The organism is Natrinema hispanicum (assembly GCF_004217335.1).
Taxonomy (GTDB): domain Archaea; phylum Halobacteriota; class Halobacteria; order Halobacteriales; family Natrialbaceae; genus Natrinema; species Natrinema hispanicum.
In genome coordinates this window covers 289,667-307,560 of record NZ_SHMP01000006.1, presented here as the reverse complement: position 1 = coordinate 307,560, position 17,894 = coordinate 289,667, and the positions used below count along the sequence as shown (strand labels likewise).

The following is a 17,894-nucleotide window of genomic DNA, read 5'->3' as shown; positions in this document are numbered from 1 at the left end:
GTTCGCCATGCGACAGCGAAATTGACGAGAATTCGATATGTGTCTCGAGAACAGCATCCCGGCTGACTCGCGCGAGAGGAGTCCTGGATCACCGCCGGTCACTCGTACAGGTGGTCCCAGGGACGTTCGCGCTCGAGCGCTGCGCTGGCCGCGAGGACACCGTCATCGGCGAACCGCCGGCCGACGAGTTGGAGGCCGACGGGATGGCCGCGGTCGGTCAGTCCGGCGGGGGCGGACGCGACGGGGTGGCCGGTCCAGTTGAACGGCCACGTCAACGGCCATTCCCAGGCGTCGGTCTCGAGGACGTCGTGGAGGCCGACGTCCGCTCGCGAGAGCGTCGGCGTCACGAGCAGGTCGTACTCGTCGAGGACAGCCTGAACAGTATCGTACATGTCCGTGCGGACGATACCCGACCGCGCGATATCGTCCGGTCCGTACGCCGTGCCGACATCGAGCATCGCGAGCAGACTGTCCGAGACCTCGTCGGGGTGATCCCGGAGGTCGATCCCATGTGTTTCCTCGAGCAGCGTCGCGCTCTCTATGACGCCGGTCGCGTACGGTGCCATTGCTGCCTCGCTGAGTTCGGCCATGGTGTAGCCGTGATCGATGTCGACCGGCTCGACGGTCGCACCGGCAGCCGCGAGCGCGGCGACTGCGTCATCGATGACCGTCTCGACGGCCTCGGTCACCGGGAAGACGTCGAGATTCGGACTGTACGCGATGCGATAGTCGTCGATAGAGGACTCGAGCGCGCCGCGATACTCGATGTCGACAGGAACGGCGTTCGGATCGGCCGGATGCGGCCCGGCCATCACCGACAGGACCACTGCGGCGTCTTCGACGGTTCGGGTTATCGGTCCCGCGGTCGTGTGCTGGGTCTCGCGACCGAAGGCGTTCGGTCTGCGGTCGTCGGGCACTAACCCGAAGGTCGGCTTGAACCCGTAGACGCCGCAGGCGGCGGCCGGGATGCGCACCGACCCGCCCGCGTCGCTGCCCGTCGCGATCGGCGTCATCCCGGCGGCGACCGCTGCCGCCGACCCACCTGAAGAACCACCGGCGTTCAGGTCGGTGTCGATCGGCGACGCTGTCGCCCCGATCAGTTCGTTGTCGGTCGTCCCCTTGTGGCCCAGTTCCGGAGTGTTCGTCTTCCCGATCACGATCGCACCGGCATCCTCGAGCCGTTCGACGATCGCCGCCGTCCGATCGGCGACGTGGTCCGAAAAGAGCGCCAACCCGTACGTGTGACGGACGCCCGCTTTCTGTGCGCCGAGGTCTTTGAGCGCTACCGGCACGCCGGAGAGCGGCTCCACGTCCTCGCCGGTCTCGTGGGACACTTCGCTCCCCGTGCGACTCACCGACGTGCGTTGTTCATCGCGCTCCTCGAGCGCACGGTCGGCGTCCGCGGCTTCCTCGAGCGCCCCGTCTCGACAGACCGTGACGAATGCGTTGATCTCGTCGTTGCGGGCGTCGATTCGCTCGAGATGGGCCTCGACTGCCGCAGTCGCCGTAACGTCGTTGGTTCGGATCCGGGCCGCGAGTTCCGTCGCAGAAAGTCGAGTGAGGTCCGGGGCGTGTGCCATGTGACTAAAACCGCACGCGGGCGAGATAGACGTTATTGTGATCCCCGTGGACAGTTCGATTGAGTCGTCGCTCGTCCAGCGTTCACACCGCGATACGCTCGCTGGAGGATAGTGGTGAGGCGGCTCAACGGGTAACGCGGATCAACTGAGCAGTAAGCGGCGAGCAAACAGCAGCGATCACTGGTACATCCGTAACGGCTGGGCCTGAGAGCTCTCCTCTCGTCCGATCGCCTGCATCTGTTGTGCCAGCCGCTCCCGTTTCGCTCGGATCTCCGCGGCTCTGTCAACGAGATCCTGCACGTCGACATCGATGTCGGCGATCGGGCTGACACCGTACTCGAGCAGCACGCTCGCGGCTTCGGGATCGGGGAACTGCGGATCACACTCGACGACGAGGCCGATACTGTCGTGGTTCTCCTGTGCGGCGCGGTTGATGAGCGCCCCCGTCGGCCCAGTAATGACGCCGTCCTCGGGCGGGATCGGGACCTCGGTCGCCTCGAGTCGCTCGTCACCCTCGCCGGTCGTAATCCCGTAGAGATCGGGCTGGTCCGCCTCGTCACGGTCGGCGGGGAGACCGCTGAGATAGATCGGCGTCGCAGCCTGATCGACGATCCAGTTAGTCAGACAGGTAGCGACGGTTTCGACGGCTCTGGAGCTGATCGGTGCGTCGCTCTGAAGGGCGACCAGATCCTGTTCCTCGCTGACGTAGAGCCGTACCGGCGGGCGTACCGTCCGATCGCCACCCCGATAGACACCGATCCGAGGCAGTCCCTCACAGTGGACGCTCGCGTAGTAGCGCATCTGGAGTTGCTCGACGAGGTGGTCGGTCGCGATCTTGCCGACGAGGCCGACGCCGGGGAATCCCTCGACAAGCGTCGGGTTCTCGAGGTCCGGTTCCGGCCCATGAATGCGAATGCCAGTCATGCGTAAATCGAGGGGTGTCAGCCGTATAAAATCGATGGCGAATGCCGTCGTGTCGCCCCACGCCGGTGGAGAGCGGGCGACCAGCGCCGTTAGTTCCAGACTGGCACTGGCACTCGAGTGGAACGAAGGCAGCGGCGATTCGACTGCTGCCGCCCGCTTCGAAACCCACAAACGCCGGGCACTCGAACTCGCGGCCAATGGAGCCACTCGAGCGGTATCGGTCGATTATCGACGATTTCGACGCCTTTCTCGCGGCCTGTAAGCGGCCGCTCGGCAACGCCGTCCGCGTGAATACGATCAAGGCCTCAGTCGAGCGAACGCTCGCGGCCTTAGACCGAGAGGGTGTCGGCTACGACCAGGCCGACTGGAACCCTCGCGTCTTGGACCTCGAGACCGACTCGCCGGGATCGACGTGGACCTCGTTTCACGGCTTTACACACGGCCAGGAGGAGGTGTCTGCGGTACCAGCAGTCGTCCTCGATCCGCAGCCCGGTGAACGGATCTGGGACAGCTGTGCCGCACCGGGTGGGAAAGCAACCCAACTCGCGGCGCTGATGGACGACCGCGGGACGGTCGTCGCCAACGACAACAACCTCGGGCGCATCTCGGCGCTGCGATTCAACGCCGAACGACTCGGCGCGACCAGCCTCGCAGTGACCAACGCGGACGCGCGCAACTACTCGCTCAACCGCTTCGACTTCGACGCGTTCGATCGGACGCTGGTTGATGCGCCCTGTTCCTGTGAAGGAACGATCCGGAAGAACCCCGACGCGCTCGACAACTGGTCGGAAGGTCATCTCTCCTCGGTCGCGGGCATCCAGAAAGGGATTATCCGCCGGGCGATCCAGGCCACCCGCGAGGGCGGCACCGTCGTCTACTCGACGTGTACCTTCGCCCCCGAGGAAAACGAGGCCGTCGTCCAGCACGCCCTCGAAACCGAATCCTGTCGCGTCGTCGACTTCGACCTCGGCCTCGAGCACGCGCCTGGGCTAACCGAATGGGACGACGAGACCTACGACTCGAGTCTCGAGAAGGCGGCCCGGATCTATCCCCACCAGAACGACACCGGCGGCTTCTTCGTCGCGAAGTTGGAGGTGACCGCGTAATGAGCGACGAGCACGCGAACGACGGGCAGCGGTTCGATCGCCTGCCCGCAACCGAAGCCGAGCGGACCGTCGGGGGGCGCGCGACGCGCGCGGCGGTCGTCGACTATTTCGAAGACCGGTTTGGGATTCCGCCCGAGACCTTCGACGACTACACCTTCTGGGAGAAAGGCGCGGGCAAGATCTGGATCTACAGCGGCGACGCGCCGACGCCCATCGAGATCGAAGCGATCGGGATGACCTGCCTGCGGACCCGACAGGAACACTGGAAGCCCACGACGGACTTCGTCCAGCGATTCGGCCGGGAAGCGACCGACTGCGTGATCGAACTCGACCGCGAGCAGGCCCGCCGGTTCGCAACCGGCGAGGACCAAGAACTCGAGTGGGACGGTGACTGGGGGTATCTCATCGCCGCCCACGATGTCGCCGGCGAGTTGGAGCCGATTGGTATCGGTCTCTACGTCCACGGCGAACTGCGCTCGATGGTGCCGAAGGGCCGACAGCGCGACCTCGACTGATAACAATCAGGTCGACGCGACTGGCCTACAGCGGCGCGCCCACCAGCACGAGTTTCGCGCGCTCGTCGCCGCGGTTGTGGATCTGTCGCGTTTCGCCGGAATCGAGTCGAATCGCCTCGTCGGCCTCGAGCGTCACCGTCTCGTCGGCGTCGGGCAACTCGACATCGACCGTTCCCTTGACGACGTAGTACACCTCCTCTTGGCCGGACTCGGTCTCGTCGTGTTCCATTCCCTTGCCATTCGGCTCGAGTTCGAGGACGGTGATACCGAGTTCGTCCGTCTCGAGGGGTGCTTTGAGAAACCACATGCCGCCCCACTCATCGTCGATGACGGACTCGGGATCGGTCTTGGCTGCGATATCGTATCCCATACCTTGATCTCTTCGTTTCGAGCCTTAACTTCGGGGGCGCGGCCCGCCGTTGGGATCGGCGAGAGACGGCGCGACGCGATTGGATCGCATGGTCCATACGGTCTGCTGTAACGATTTACCGGTGCAACCGCAGGACGGTCGCGGTTGCACCGGCGATGACTTACAGTAGTCCGTACAGTGTCCGACAGTATAAGCCACCACAGCACACAACGGGACGTATGCGATCGTCAGCGGCGAACGCGGAACTGGCGTTGCTTCTCGAGGTGGCGGGCACCCCCAAACCGGGCAACGTTGACCGCCAGCGCGACCTCGCGGAGCTACGGTTCGAACACTTCCTCGCCGGTGCGGTTGGTGCCCGTGAGGGCCTCGAGTTGGCGGCCGATGGGGCCGCAGTCGGGCCGGCTTTCGAGCGGGCCGTCGCGGGGATGGCCACACAGGAGGGCGACAACACGCAGTTCGGCGCGCTCCTATTGCTCGTGCCGCTCGTTCGGGCTGCTCGCGAGGACCTCTCCCAGCCCGTCGCCGAAGCCGTCGTCCGCGAAACGACAGTTGGGGATGCGGCGGCGTTCTACCGCGCGTTCGACCACGTCGACGTGGGTGTGGCCGACCCCCCGGCGGACATGGACGATCTCGACGTCCGCCGCGGCTCGGACGCGGTGTCGGCCATCGAAGAGCGCGGCCTGACGCTTTACGAGATCATGGAGCGAAGCGTTCCGGGTGACGACGTCGCCCGCGAGTGGGTTCAGGGATTCGACCGCACCTTTGGGGCGGCCCGGCGACTCGCCGACGCCGACGGCCCGGTGACCGACCGAACCGCGACGGTCTTTCTCTCCCTGCTCGCCGAACGCCCCGATACGCTCGTCGCGACGCGCCACGACGAGACGACCGCACGGGAAGTGACCGACCGGGCTGGAGAACTCGTCGCTGGCGACGCCCTCGAGACTGAGCCGGCCGCCGTCGAGGCCTTCGCTGACGAGCTTGTCGAGCGCGGGGTCAATCCCGGAACGACGGCCGATATCACCGCGGCCGGGCTGTTCATCGCCCTCGAGCACGAGGCGATTACTGTATGAGCGACGAGGGAACGCCGACGGCGACGTGGCCCGTGTCCCTCTCGGGAGTGACCGAATCGGTCGTGACCACGCTGGGACCGAACGGGCTGTGGAACGCCGCCCCGCTCGGCCTCCACGCCGGCAAGCCCGTCACCGCGCGGACGTGGGGCAACACCCGCACGCGCCGGAATTTCCACCGGCAAGGCGAGGGCTACGTCCAGTTTATCGACGACCCAGTCGTCTTCGCCGACGCCGCCCTCTCGATCGTGGAGTTCGAGGAGCCGATTCTCGAGTCGGCGTGTGCCTGGGCCCGCGTGGTCGTCGAACAGGTCGACGCCGGCAGCGAAGGTGACACCGACTGGGAGGAGTGGGAGCTTCGACCATCCGAGTCGGGCGTCGAACGCGAAACGGTCCCGACGATCGACCGCGGGTTCGGAGCCGTCGTCGAGGCGACCGTCGCGGCATCACGGCTCGAGGTCGCTGCGTACGACGAGGCCGAGCTTCGGGACCGGTTGGCGTACTTCGAGTCTGTCGTCGACCGTGCCGGCGGCCCGCGCGAGCGGGAGGCGCTCGAGCGCGTGCGCGAGCACTCATCGTGGTGAACCGCCGCGGGTAGCGCACCATTTGGGTGTGCGTCTGACGATCGATCGGTGGTGGCACCGCTCAGCTGACGGTGGTTTCGAGGGGGCAGAGAATTTTGTCGGTCGGAGTGATAGGACGTGGCATGCCGGTCGCGATGTCCGACCAGCGTGAGTGGATCGTCAGTTCGTCCGTTACTGTTCAAACGAAGCGTCACAGTCCGGGAGGTCGATGATCCGGTGTCGATCCACGTCGACCTCGAGCTCATCGCCCTCGTCGCGGCCATCGTCGGGTTCGGCACCGCAGCCCAGTTTCTCGCCGCGAAATACCGCGTTCCCAGCGTGTTGTTTCTCATCGTCGCGGGCATTACGATCGGCCCCGAGGGACTGGGCATCATCACGACCGAGACCTTCGGCGATTCGCTCTCGACGATCGTCGGGGTGAGCGTCGCGATCATCGTCTTCGAGGGATCGTTTCGACTCACGTTCGAGACCGCCCGAACCGCACCGCAGGCGGCCAAGCGGTTGATCACGATCGGTGCAGCGCTGTCGTTTCTCGGAACCGCGCTGACCGTGCGGCTCTTCCTCGATGCGAACTGGGACGTCGCGTTTCTCGTCGGTGCGTTACTGGTCGCGACTGGACCGACGGTCATCACGCCGATTCTCGCGGTGATTTCCGTCCGCGAGGAGGTCGCAACGATCCTCGAGACCGAAGGCATCATCAACGATGTCACCGCCGCGATCCTCGCAGTCGTCATCTTCAAGACGATGACGGCGCAGGAACTCGCACCGAGAGGGTTCATTTTCCTGTTCATAGAGCGGCTCGGACTGGGAATCATCACGGGGTTGGTGATTGCAGGCGTCGTCTGGTATCTCCTCACGCGAGTCGACCTCCCGGAACAAGCAGCGCCACAGACGGCCCGGTTGCTCGCGTTGGCCGGAGCCGTTATTGCGTTCGCGATCGCCGATTCGGTGTTTTCGGAAGCCGGCATCGCAGCCGCGGCCACCGCAGGCTTTACGCTCGGGAACCTCGAGTTGCCCCACCGGGAGAGCATGCTGCGATTCAATCAGGACGTGACATTGCTCGTCCTCTCGTTCGTGTTCATCACGCTCGCGGCGTTGCTCGAGTTCTCCGAACTCCGCGCGCTCGGGGTCGCCGGGCTTGGGGTCGTGGGGGTGGTGACGGTGGTGCTGCGCCCACTGGTGGTCTTCATCTCGACGGCCGGCGAGACGTTTCCAGTCCGCGAACGGCTGTTTATCAGCTTCATCGGCCCGCGCGGGATCATTCCGGCCTCAGTCGCAACGCTATTTGCGATTCGCCTCGAGACGAATACACCGCCGACGGATCCCGCAGGTGCGGACATCCTCCTCGGAACGGTCTTCCTTATCATCCTCGTCACGGATGTCGTCGAGGCGGGCCTTGCGAGACAGATCGCAGCCGCGTTCGGCGTCGTTGAAGTAGAGGAATAGAGGGGGGTTCTGTTGGGAGGGACATCTCTCGTGGACGACAACGTATCGCTGGCCGGTACAGACGGCAGACGCACACAGCGACTCTCGTTCGAGAAGGCCACAAAGGGTCACGAGTAGGTGATTAGCTCGTCTCAATCCGGTCTCTTTCAGCGCACCGCGACGCAACGGACCCCCATTCCCCATGGTCGTCAATCGGTGGAAATGGTGCGTTATAAGGGCCTCTAGACGGAAACCCCTGTATGGCAATCAAACCGGCCTACGTCAAGAAGACCGGCAACCTCCTCCTGGAGCAGTACCCGGAGGCGTTCACGACCGACTTCGAACAGAACAAAGAAAGCGTCGAGAAACTCACCAACGTCGATTCCAAAGGTGTTCGTAACCGCATCGCGGGATACGTAACCCGAAAGAAAGGCGCGCAAGTGCCTGCGTAAGTCGGTTTTCTTATACTAGCGACGGAACGTCACTGCACACCCGATCGCACGACAGCGATAGCGATCGGCGTGTCACTCGTTTCATCCGGTCTGCTGTCCCGATGTCCCGGTGGGCCCGCAGTGCGGGTCGCGGTTGCACCAGACATGACTGACAGTAGTCCGTATCAGTGGTCTGTCTCCGAGAAGCTACCCGAGCGCAACGAAGAGCGATGGCCTCATCGGGCTCGCGAAACGATATCGAATCGTCGCAAAAGTCGAGCTATTCGCCGAACCCGGGCTCCATGTAGGCTGCGGCAGTAAGCGCCACGAGGGCGAGGGTGAGCCCGAACACGAGCGCGACGGCTCCGGTCAAGATATCGAGCTGATAGCCGATCACAGGGAACACGCCGTCGTTGTAGCCCGTCCACGCGATAAAGACGGACAGCAGGGCAGTGACGGCCGCGACAGCCGTCGCACCCATGCTAAACGGCGTCTCGAGCAGTCCTCCGTTGCGGGTACTCGCGGTCGAACTCGTCATCGGAACCACCTCTGGCCAGTGGCCTCGCGTCGATCCTGTCGGTAGTGCATCGGTTTCTAGGTACTGCTCCCGTTTCTTAATATCTTCTATCCGAACTAGCGAACCGCCTGTGATGGCGTGTCCTCACTCTCAGCCACGCTCTCGTGCTCGATTGGCATCGGAGAGCCACTTACTCGAGCAACTCTGTCGGCTGACATGCGCTACCGAAAACCCAAACGGTTTTGCGGACACGACTCGGAGTGGCGGAAAATGGCAGTACGAGTAGGCGTACTCGGTGCGACCGGTGCTGTTGGACAGCGACTTATCCAACTGCTCGATCCGCACCCTGATTTCGAGATCGCAGCACTGACCGCAAGCGACGCAAGCGCCGGCAAGACGTATCGGCAGGCCGTAAAGTGGCGCGTCGATAGCCCGATTCCGGACGACGTCGCCGACATGACCGTGACAGCGACCGACCCCGACGACGTTCCAAACGACGTCGACCTGCTGTTCTCGTCGCTCCCCTCGAGCGTTGGCGAGGCCGTCGAACCCGGCTTCTGTGAAGCCGGCTACGTCGTCTCCTCGAACTCCTCGAACGGCCGGATGGACGAGGATATCCCCCTCGTAATCCCCGAAGTCAACGCCGAGCACCTCGACTTGCTCGAGGTCCAGCGCGACGAGCGCGGCTGGGACGGCGCGATGGTCAAAAACCCCAACTGCTCGACGATCACCTTCGTCCCCACGCTCGCCGCCCTCGAGGAGTACGGCCTCGAGAAGGTCCACGTCGCGACCCTGCAGGCCGTCTCGGGCGCGGGCTACGACGGCGTCACCTCGATGGAGATCATCGACAACGCCATCCCCCACATCGGCGGCGAAGAGGACAAACTCGAGACCGAATCGAAGAAACTGCTCGGTAGCTTCGACGGCGCGGAACTCTCGCTCAACGACGTCGAGGTCGGTGCCTCGTGTAACCGCATCCCGACGATCGACGGCCACTTAGAGAACGTCTTCGTCGAGACTGCCGAGGACCTCACCCCCGACGAGGCCGCCGAGGCCATGCGCGAGTATCCGAGTCTCGACCTGCCCTCCTCGCCGGACCAGCTGATCGAGGTCTTCGAGGATCCCGAGCGGCCACAGCCACGTCTCGACCGCACCCTCGGCGACGGCATGTCGATCGCCGCCGGCGGCATTCGCGAATCGACGTTCGGCCTGCAGTACAACTGTCTCGCACACAACACGATGCGCGGCGCGGCCGGCGCGAGCGTGCTCAACGGCGAACTGCTGCTCGAGAACGGCTATCTCTAGCGTCGACAGCTAATCAGCCGACTTTCCGTTCAACGGCTCGAGTGACCGTTCATCACTGACAGGAGAGCCGAGAGCCGCCCCGTTTTAAAACGTTGACTGTTCAATCGGAGTCACTTCGTTGGTTGATCCGATAGGGCGTGGTATGGAAACCGAAACCGCTCTCTGCAAATCACGTCCGCAGGACGGATACGATGCCTATCAGGCCCAGCCGGACCAGCCGCTCAGCGAAGCTGTGATCGAAGCGATCGCAGCAGAGTCCGATCTGGACGCCCTCGAGATCGCAGACGAGTTCGGCCCGCTGTACGACGCGATCGATCCGACTGCACTCGATTCGCTGTTTCAGTCTGCCGGGGAGACGAACCAAACCGTCGGCTGTGTAACGTTCGCCTACGCCGGCTATCGGGTTTCAGTCGACCAGACCGGACGAGTCGTCCTTACCGAACGGCAGTAACGGGTACTCGAAACTGCTGCCGTCGGACACGGCGACAGTGTCACTGTTACCAGCCAAACGAGTCACCAGCGTCTCACGAGCCGAAAAACAGCGAGAGGGCATACGAGGTGTACCGAATGACGAGCGTAAACAGGACGATGAGTTGCGGGTACAGACCCTTCACTGTTCGCGTGAGGTCCTGTTAGGGACACTGCCGGCTTGCTGAATCGTTGGCGTCCCGCACTCGAGCGCGTCATCTAGTGAGGAACCGTATGACCGTGGTCGGTTCCTACCCCGATTCATACGGCTTCCGTCACTGGTTCCCGGTGGGACCGCAGGACAGTCGCGGCCGGCCGTCACTGACTGACAGCAGCCCATATCAGCCAGTGAACGGCTGCTGATCAGGGGAGTACTTGATTCTCGAGGTCGGCATCCGCGCCGTCCGCATCAATCCGGCGGACGTTCTCGGCGACGATATCGGCCAGTCGATCGTAGTACTGCGGCGTGTGGCCTGCGTTATGTGGTGTGAGCTGGACGTTCTCGAATGTCCACAGCGGATGCGCCTCGGGCAGCGGTTCCGGATCAGTGACGTCCAGTGCAGCCCCGCGGATCCAATTCGACCGCAGTGCCTCGACTAACGCATCCGTTTCGATGACCGGACCGCGAGCGACGTTGACCACCACTGCATCGGGGTCGATCGTCACGAACGCCTCGCGGTCGAGCAACCCGTGGGTCGTCTCCGTCAGTGGACACGCTAACACGAGATAGTCGGTCCGCGCGAGCGCGTCATCGAACGCCTCGCCCTCGAAACCGATCACCTCGTCGGTTGGCCCACCCTTTGCTGGCGTGTAGCGGACGCCGATCGTCTCGACGCCGAACGGCTCGAGGCGCTCACAGACCGCCTGTCCGATCGCACCCAGTCCGACGACGGTGACGGTCGATCCCTGCAGCTCGTGGGCCTTGTAATGTCGCCACTCACGGCGATGCTGGCGACGCGCGCCGACGTGGAACCGCCGAGTGAAGTACAGAATCGATCCCAGTACGTGCTCGCCGATATTCGGCCCGTGGACGCCCGACGCATTGGTCACCGTGACGTCACGTCCTGCGAGTTCATCGAGGGGAAGATGGCCGGTGCCTGCGTAGGCGCAGGCGAAGACCGAAAGATCGTCGGCGCGCTCGAGGAGTTCTTCCTCGAGTGTCATGCCGGTGACGAACGTCGCGTCCCGGATCGCCTCTCGCTCGGCGGCCGGCGTGCGCGCAAGCGCGACGGTGTGGTCCGGGAGTCGGTCGCGGATTGTATCAGCGTACTGTTCAATTGGAATCCCGTGGGTTCCCCTCCGAAGCACGAGTACGTCCGGCGCGTCAGCATCGCTCATGGTCATGCCCTCGCCCAGCGCGCTCAAAAGCGTTCGTCTCGCGGCACCGTCTCGTTCGCACTCGAGAGAAACGGAGACGGTCAACACCGTATCGAAACAGCCAGCGATCGAACCCGGCGCAGTCTGTCGAAACCTCCCTCGCAGTTTTTATAATGGCTCACTGAGTCCAAATGGCGTATGGAACGCGTAGACGTTGCGATCGTCGGCGGTGGCCCCGCAGGCGCGTCCGCGGCCGAACAGGCCGCTGCCCACGGCGCAGAGACCGTGCTCTTCGAGCAAGGGGTCCCGCGCGAGGATCGAGAAGAGCTCGGTCCGGATTCGACCGACGCCGCCGGGATGCTCGACTACTGGATCGACATCATGGGATTCGACTACCGTGAGATCCCCGACGATGTCATCCTGCAGGAACTCGAGGCCACGGAGTTCATTGGCCCGAACAGCGCCGTCGAGTTGCGGACGACCGGGATCGACGCCAGCTATCCCAAGTTCGGCTATACCTTCAACCGCGCGCGCATGGATGACTGGCTCTACGACCGCGCGACTGAGGCGGGTGCCGACCTGCGTGTCGGCGTCGGCGTCAAATCCCTCGAAACCGACCTCCGAGCGACGAGTCCGCAGGGGCCGACCCACACGCTTTCGCTCTCGAACGGCGACGAACTCGAGGCACAGTACGTCGTCCTCGCGGACGGCCCACAACGGCGGATCACGCTCGAGGCGCTCGATCAGTTTACCGCACCGGGCCGAAGCGTCTCCGATTACCTCTCGCCGCCGGAGGCGAACCATATCGCGTACCAAGAGTACCGGGAGTTCCCTAAGGAGTTGTTCGCGGAGTTTGAGGACACCCTTACGTTCTGGTGGGGATACATGCCGGGCGAAACTGCCTATCCGTGGGTCTTCCCGAACGACGGCACAGTCGCCCGTGTTGGGCTGACGATGCCAATCGGGATGGAACTCAACGACGTCGACAACCCAGGAAGCTACAAGCTCTTGCGGCCCGATGACGAGAAACTCCCGTCGGGAGCGGAATATATCAGCCGCCTGCTCGAACAGGAGTACGGCGACGAGTACGACATCGAGGAAGACATTCCCCGCGTCGAGGATCGCGGCAAGTCCAAGGGGACGGAAACCTACCCCATCTCGTCGACGCGACCAATCGAGTCGCCCGTCGGCGCGAACATCGCCGTCGCTGGCGGTGCGATGGGCACCACCTCAGCGTTCCACGAGGGTGGCTACCACGTCGCCGTCCGCACCGGCAAAATCGCCGGTCGACTGGCCGGGACGAACTCGCTCGAAAACTACAACGATGTCTGGAAACGCGCAGTTGGCGACGAGATCCTGCGCAACGTGGCCTTCGCAGATATCGTCAACGACTACGATCCAGATGACTGGGACTGGGCATTCGATACTATCACCAACATGCAAGGCGTCAGCGGTGATAACGCCCTTCTCAGCAACCGGTACACTGCCGGACTCGACGCAGTGAAACTCCTCACAGCGTACAAACGACGCAAGTTCGGGTACCGCGACGGCCGCTACGTCCAGCTATCGGAAGCAGACTATCTCTACTGATACGGTCTGCTGTACCGATTTCCCGATGGGACCGCAGGGCAGTCGCGGTCCCACTGGCACTGACGTACAGTAACCGTCTGATACTGCCGGCTGTCGGGACTTCCGTTGCCACGCCAAGCGTGTGGCAGTTCCAAACCGGGCTGTCATTGCAGTTCCTCCGACGATTTGAAGTGGTCTATTCAGAGGACGACGTGGGAGTCGAGAGGGAATCGCTGTAAAGCATACCAACCACGATCGCCCGAAACCGATCGCTACTCGTTGCCGCTGCTGTTTGACTCACTTAGACCGCCACCATCGCCTTGTTAATAACTGTCAGTGCGACCATCCACAGCGCACAAGGCCCTCGAGAACGTCGGTCGACGGATTACGGCAGCTCATCCGGATCCGTCTCGATCACCCGAAGTTCCGACGACTCACAGTCACAGAACGTCGATTGACCGAGCGGCTGGAAACTGCCGTCGGGCCAGATCTGAACGATACCGATCTCTCCACAGCGATCGCACGTCGCCGCTGCGCGTTGCTTGTCGTCGTTACCCACAGCATCACCTCGAGGGACCTCTCTACCACAGCGAGCGATGAAAAACCCTCGTGGCAGTGACACCCTCGTGGGATGCCATCCACGCCACGACCAGTTTCACTGTATTTGCGTGTGGTTCGACACGGTCACCAGGACAGGAACAGACGGCTCGAGCCTGCAAGAGTTAAACGGGCCGCGTCCCTAGAGAAACTGCGTGCCTTTAGTCCCCGTCCGAGCAGACCCATTCGGGTGCGATGACAGTACGGCGAACCCGGGCACGCGACAGTAGTACTCGGAGAACGCATTGCGTTCTCCCGCCCGGCACGAGGGTTAGCCAGCTGACACGGCATGCCGCCACGGGATGAGGCTGGACGTTAGTGTTCCGGGCGTACACGTTCCCTCTCCGGAGAGATCTCACTCGAGACTGGTCAATTTGGGGACGCCGCGAACTTGCTGAAGTAGCGATTGGAAGTTGCTGCACACCGGCTGTACGGCCGCTATATGGCATTTGGTTGTTGCTATGAATGGTGAGTAGTGTGATAGTCAGTGTTGGTAGTAAGTAGTGGTGCGTATTAAATGCAGAAAGCCCCACAGAACGACCGCGTTTGCGGTTGCTCTGTGGGGCTACTGTATTGAGTATGAGTGGAGGCGGCGAAACGAGTTTCCCAGAGGGTCGCCCACTCCAGTACTCACCGTAACGCAGGCGAGCTTATCTTCCGTGTTCGGGATGGGTACGGGAGGCACCTCGCCGCTGTGGCCGCCGTAATGCCGACCGACGGACTCGAACCGTCGTCAAACCGTAATCGGTGGTGTGTCTAAGACCGTCATGTACGTGTAGTCCAGTTTGCGTCCGGACCCGCTCACCGCGTCACGGATCCAATGCGTTATAGTTGTAGTTATGAGTGTGTGGCTTGGCCAGTTAGTGCTCGCGGACTCAACACCTCGTTGCCTTGGTGCGTACATCCCGAGTCTATCGATCTCGTCTTCTACGAGTGGCCTCAGTGGTATCTCTTTTCCAGGTGGGTTTCGAGCTTAGATGCGTTCAGCTCTTACCCCGTGGTGCGTGGCTGCCCAGCACGTGCTCTTTCGAACAGCTGGTACACCAGTGGCACCCATTCGTAGTTCCTCTCGTACTATACGAACGTTCCCGTCAGATACCGTAACACCCCCAATAGATAGCAGCCGACCTGTCTCACGACGGTCTAAACCCAGCTCACGACCTCCTTTAATAGGCGAACAACCTCACCCTTGCCCGCTTCTGCACGGGCAGGATGGAGGGAACCGACATCGAGGTAGCAAGCCACCCGGTCGATATGTGCTCTTGCGGGTGACGACTCTGTTATCCCTAAGGTAGCTTTTCTGTCAGCAATTGGCCGCATCAAGCAGCCTAATTGGTTCGCTAGACCACGCTTTCGCGTCAGCGTCCGTCGTTGTGCCGGACACTGTCAGACTTCCGTATGCTCTTGCGCTCTTTCCCGCGTCTCCGACGCGGGTGAGGAAATCTTGGGGCGCGCTCGATATCTTTTCAAGCGCGTACCGCCCCAGTCAAACTGCCCGGCTACCAGTGTCCTCCGCCAGGAGTGAGAGTCGCAGTCACCATCGGGTAGTATTTCAATGCTGCCTCGGTGGCCCGCTAGCGCGGGTACCTGTGTACCGGCTCCTACCTATGCTGCACAATGGCGACCACGTCTCAGTGACAGCCTGCAGTAAAGCTCTATAGGGTCTTCGCTTCCCCTTGGGGGTCTCCAGACTCCGCACTGGAACGTACAGTTCACCGGGCCCAACGTTGGGACAGTGGCGCTCTCGTTGATCCATTCATGCAAGCCGCTACTGAAGCGGCAAGGTACTACGCTACCTTAAGAGGGTCATAGTTACCCCCGCCGTTAACAGGTCCTTCGTCCCCTTGTACGGGGTGTTCAGATACCTGCACTGGGCAGGATTCAGTGACCGTACGAGTCCTTGCGGATTTGCGGTCACCTATGTTGTTACTAGACAGTCGGAGCGCCCGAGTCACTGCGACCTGCCCCTAACAGGGCAGGCATCCCTTATTGCGAACGTACGGGACTAACTTGCCGAATTCCCTAACGTCGGTTGCTCCCGACAGACCTTGGCTTTCGCCGCCACGAGTACCTGTGTCGGATCTCGGTACGGACAGTGTGCTCACCTTTTCACGGGCTCTCGGTTGACCTGACTTGCGCTATCCTGCCATTCGGTCGCTTCGTGCCATTACGGCTTCCACGAACTTCGACAGTTCGACTGGGCGAAAGCCCAGCTCAGGCGGCCCCAAAGCGTCGGCTTTGAGTGCACACTGGCATAGGAATATTAACCTATTTCCCTGTTGTCAGCTTCGACTTACGGGCTGACTTAGGACCGGCTAACCCTCAGCTGATCAGCAGTGCTGAGGAACCCTTACTCGTTCGGCCGTCGGGGGTCTCACCCGACTCACGCTGCTACTATGACCAGGATTTTCGTTACTGAACGGTCCACACGATCTCTCGACCGTGCTTCCACCCGAACAGAACGCCAACCTACGGGATCACCTTGTGACAGGTGCCGCTAGGTCTCGGTGGTGGATTTGAGCCCCGATCATTTTGGGCGCCTCAAACCTCGGCCGGTAAGCTGTTACGCTTTTCTTAGAGGGTAGCTGCTTCTAAGCTCACCTCCCGGCTGTCTAGGGCTTGAGACCACCTTCGATCGCACTTAATCCACACTTGGGGACCTTAACCCAGCTCTGGGTTGTCTCCCTCACGGTACACAGGCTTACCCCGTGCACCGGACTCCCTGCGTCAAACGACGTTCGTAGGTTCGGAGTTGGACAGGGGGGCGCACTCCTCTCGGAGTGCGGTCCCCCAATCCGTCGCTCTACCCCACGAACTATCTCGGCAGAGGTGATGCTTCGACATCTTTCGGTTGGAACCAGCTGTTTCCGGACTCGATGGGCCTTTCACCCCTAGACGTAGATCACGAGAGGGTATTGTAGGACACCAACTCTAACAGGCCTCCACGTGCCTTTCGGCACGCTTCACCTTGTCCACGCCTAGATCGTCCGGTTTCGGGTCGTGCCCGTTTGACTCCCCGCGCTTGAACACGGTGGTCCTGGTGCAAAGCACTGCGACCATATCGGTTTCCCTACGCCTTCCTCGATAATCGAGTTAGACTCGTCAAACAGGCACACTCCCTGGTTCGTTTTTCAAAACGTACGACAGAACACCGGCTTCCCAAACTTCCTACTAGCAGCTCGCGCTGCGGTCGTTTTGTCCGGGACCTTGTGTGCTCTGTCGCTCCATCGCCAACTGATTTCACGCCCTATTGCACCTCCCTTCTTGGGGTGCTTTTCAGCGTTCGCTCACGCTACTTGTTCGCTATCGGTCTTGAGGAGTGTTTAGTCTTCGCGGTCGATGCCCGCGATCTTCACGAGGGATATCCAACCCCCGATACTCTGGAACTGACGCGTTCCGTACTCGACGACATTACGGGACTGTCACCCTGTTTCGTGCTCTGTTCCAAGAGACTTCGTGTCGCGTTTCGAGAAGTGAAAGTCAGTCCGAACACCACATTGCCCGAAGGCTTCGGTTTGGACTGTATCGCGTTCATTCGCCATTACTAACGACATCGCGTTTGCTTTCTTTTCCTGTCGATACTAAGATGTTTCAATTCTCGACGTTCCCCATTGCGCGAAGCAATTGCGGTGGGGATTCCCATTCGGAGATCCTAGGTTCTTTGCCTCCGTGCGGCTCCCCTAGGCTTATCGCAGCTTGGCACGTCCTTCTTCAGCTCTCAAGCCGAGCGATCCACCAGCTGGCACAGTAGCCACGTTCATCGGATCGGCGTTGCGACAGAGTCGCAACGTTGAGTGACCCGGGAACGGGTCCAGTGGACGCCTGGACTACACGTACACACGGTCTCATCTGCACGCCAGTAGACAGCTGGCCTGCATTAACCCTTCCCAGCCACACTTACGCGGGCTGGTGCATCGGTTCGGTCGTACTCGATCGAAGTCCCGTCTCCCACTTAAGGGCACGGATTCGGCGACCGAGTACGAAGCATGGACCCACAGGGATTCGAACCCTGGGCATCCTCCTTGCAAAGGAGGCACTCTCCCACTGAGCTATGGGCCCACGTCCACCCCTAAGAGAGGGTGGACAGAGAGATTGTGTTAGCCTTGGTAGTTCAAAGGT

At 62.0% G+C, this 17,894-nt stretch carries 16 protein-coding genes, 1 tRNA gene and 2 rRNA genes; 10 read left to right on the top strand and 9 right to left on the bottom strand.

Annotated elements, in window-relative coordinates:
- Nucleotides 1–98 precede the first annotated feature (98 nt).
- Together BDK88_RS15980 and BDK88_RS15975 are read right to left on the bottom strand one after the other, a co-directional pair.
- Nucleotides 99–1,580 carry an amidase gene (locus BDK88_RS15980; protein ID WP_130501305.1) on the bottom strand — a complete coding sequence of 494 codons (1,482 nt, stop codon included), beginning with the start codon at nucleotides 1,578–1,580 and terminating at the stop codon, nucleotides 99–101.
- 177 nt (nucleotides 1,581–1,757) lie between these two features.
- Entirely contained in the window at nucleotides 1,758–2,504 is a 747-nt protein-coding gene (locus BDK88_RS15975) for a proteasome assembly chaperone family protein (protein WP_130501304.1), read from the bottom strand.
- Between the two features lie 34 nt (nucleotides 2,505–2,538).
- Between BDK88_RS15975 and BDK88_RS21295 the strand changes: the two genes are divergently transcribed.
- From BDK88_RS21295 to BDK88_RS15965, 3 genes are read left to right on the top strand one after another with little or no spacing between them, the layout of a single operon-like run.
- Complete coding sequence (locus BDK88_RS21295) at nucleotides 2,539–2,766, top strand: hypothetical protein (protein ID WP_165396978.1); 228 nt, start codon at nucleotides 2,539–2,541, stop codon at nucleotides 2,764–2,766.
- On the top strand, nucleotides 2,702–3,610 hold the full coding sequence (locus BDK88_RS15970; protein ID WP_130501303.1) for an RsmB/NOP family class I SAM-dependent RNA methyltransferase: 909 nt from the start codon (nucleotides 2,702–2,704) through the stop codon (nucleotides 3,608–3,610). Before BDK88_RS21295 ends, BDK88_RS15970 begins: the two co-directional genes overlap by 65 nt.
- Nucleotides 3,610–4,125 (top strand): DUF7122 family protein, encoded by a 516-nt coding sequence (locus BDK88_RS15965; protein WP_130501302.1) that lies wholly within the window; start codon nucleotides 3,610–3,612, stop codon nucleotides 4,123–4,125. The genes BDK88_RS15970 and BDK88_RS15965 overlap by 1 nt, the downstream gene beginning before the upstream one ends.
- A gap of 25 nt (nucleotides 4,126–4,150) precedes the next feature.
- Here BDK88_RS15965 and BDK88_RS15960 read toward each other — a convergent pair whose 3' ends face one another.
- Nucleotides 4,151–4,495, bottom strand: coding sequence for a cupin domain-containing protein (locus tag BDK88_RS15960; RefSeq protein ID WP_130501301.1), 345 nt, complete (start codon nucleotides 4,493–4,495; stop codon nucleotides 4,151–4,153).
- A 218-nt stretch (nucleotides 4,496–4,713) separates the two neighbouring features.
- Here BDK88_RS15960 and BDK88_RS15955 point away from each other — a divergent pair, with 218 nt between their 5' ends.
- The 4 genes from BDK88_RS15955 to BDK88_RS15940 all read left to right on the top strand — a co-directional run bounded on the left by BDK88_RS15955 (nucleotide 4,714) and on the right by BDK88_RS15940 (nucleotide 8,023).
- Entirely contained in the window at nucleotides 4,714–5,565 is an 852-nt protein-coding gene (locus BDK88_RS15955) for a triphosphoribosyl-dephospho-CoA synthase (RefSeq protein WP_130501300.1), read from the top strand.
- Nucleotides 5,562–6,146, top strand: a complete 585-nt coding sequence (locus tag BDK88_RS15950; RefSeq protein WP_130501299.1) for a DUF447 domain-containing protein — start codon at nucleotides 5,562–5,564, stop codon at nucleotides 6,144–6,146. Before BDK88_RS15955 ends, BDK88_RS15950 begins: the two co-directional genes overlap by 4 nt.
- Nucleotides 6,147–6,293: 147 nt before the next feature.
- A complete protein-coding gene (locus tag BDK88_RS15945; RefSeq protein ID WP_242611684.1) occupies nucleotides 6,294–7,592 on the top strand; it encodes a cation:proton antiporter in 1,299 nt (432 codons plus the stop codon).
- 239 nt (nucleotides 7,593–7,831) lie between these two features.
- Nucleotides 7,832–8,023: a 30S ribosomal protein S17e gene (locus tag BDK88_RS15940; protein WP_008013056.1), complete on the top strand. Its 192-nt coding sequence runs from the start codon at nucleotides 7,832–7,834 to the stop codon at nucleotides 8,021–8,023.
- A 259-nt stretch (nucleotides 8,024–8,282) separates the two neighbouring features.
- On the opposite strand, the gene BDK88_RS15935 is transcribed toward BDK88_RS15940, so the two are convergent.
- The gene (locus tag BDK88_RS15935; protein WP_394295556.1) at nucleotides 8,283–8,540 is read right to left on the bottom strand and encodes a hypothetical protein; all 258 of its coding nucleotides are present in this window, start codon (nucleotides 8,538–8,540) and stop codon (nucleotides 8,283–8,285) included.
- 249 nt (nucleotides 8,541–8,789) lie between these two features.
- Between BDK88_RS15935 and asd the strand changes: the two genes are divergently transcribed.
- Together asd and BDK88_RS15925 are read left to right on the top strand one after the other, a co-directional pair.
- Nucleotides 8,790–9,824 carry an aspartate-semialdehyde dehydrogenase gene (gene asd / locus BDK88_RS15930; RefSeq protein ID WP_130501298.1) on the top strand — a complete coding sequence of 345 codons (1,035 nt, stop codon included), beginning with the start codon at nucleotides 8,790–8,792 and terminating at the stop codon, nucleotides 9,822–9,824.
- Between the two features lie 142 nt (nucleotides 9,825–9,966).
- Nucleotides 9,967–10,275 (top strand): HalOD1 output domain-containing protein, encoded by a 309-nt coding sequence (locus BDK88_RS15925; protein WP_130501297.1) that lies wholly within the window; start codon nucleotides 9,967–9,969, stop codon nucleotides 10,273–10,275.
- A gap of 380 nt (nucleotides 10,276–10,655) precedes the next feature.
- On the opposite strand, the gene BDK88_RS15920 is transcribed toward BDK88_RS15925, so the two are convergent.
- Entirely contained in the window at nucleotides 10,656–11,630 is a 975-nt protein-coding gene (locus tag BDK88_RS15920; RefSeq protein ID WP_130501296.1) for a D-2-hydroxyacid dehydrogenase, read from the bottom strand.
- A gap of 177 nt (nucleotides 11,631–11,807) precedes the next feature.
- Between BDK88_RS15920 and BDK88_RS15915 the strand changes: the two genes are divergently transcribed.
- A complete protein-coding gene (locus BDK88_RS15915) occupies nucleotides 11,808–13,199 on the top strand; it encodes an NAD(P)/FAD-dependent oxidoreductase (protein ID WP_130501295.1) in 1,392 nt (463 codons plus the stop codon).
- A gap of 364 nt (nucleotides 13,200–13,563) precedes the next feature.
- Here the strand turns inward: BDK88_RS15915 and BDK88_RS21290 are convergent, their stop codons facing one another.
- The 4 genes from BDK88_RS21290 to BDK88_RS15900 form a co-directional block, all read right to left on the bottom strand.
- On the bottom strand, nucleotides 13,564–13,737 hold the full coding sequence (locus BDK88_RS21290) for a hypothetical protein (protein WP_008013067.1): 174 nt from the start codon (nucleotides 13,735–13,737) through the stop codon (nucleotides 13,564–13,566).
- A gap of 622 nt (nucleotides 13,738–14,359) precedes the next feature.
- Nucleotides 14,360–14,481, bottom strand: a 5S ribosomal RNA gene (gene rrf, locus BDK88_RS15910).
- A gap of 136 nt (nucleotides 14,482–14,617) precedes the next feature.
- A 23S ribosomal RNA gene (locus BDK88_RS15905) occupies nucleotides 14,618–17,535 on the bottom strand.
- Between the two features lie 227 nt (nucleotides 17,536–17,762).
- Nucleotides 17,763–17,834: transfer RNA gene (locus tag BDK88_RS15900), tRNA-Ala, on the bottom strand.
- Between the last annotated feature and the right edge of the window lie 60 nt (nucleotides 17,835–17,894).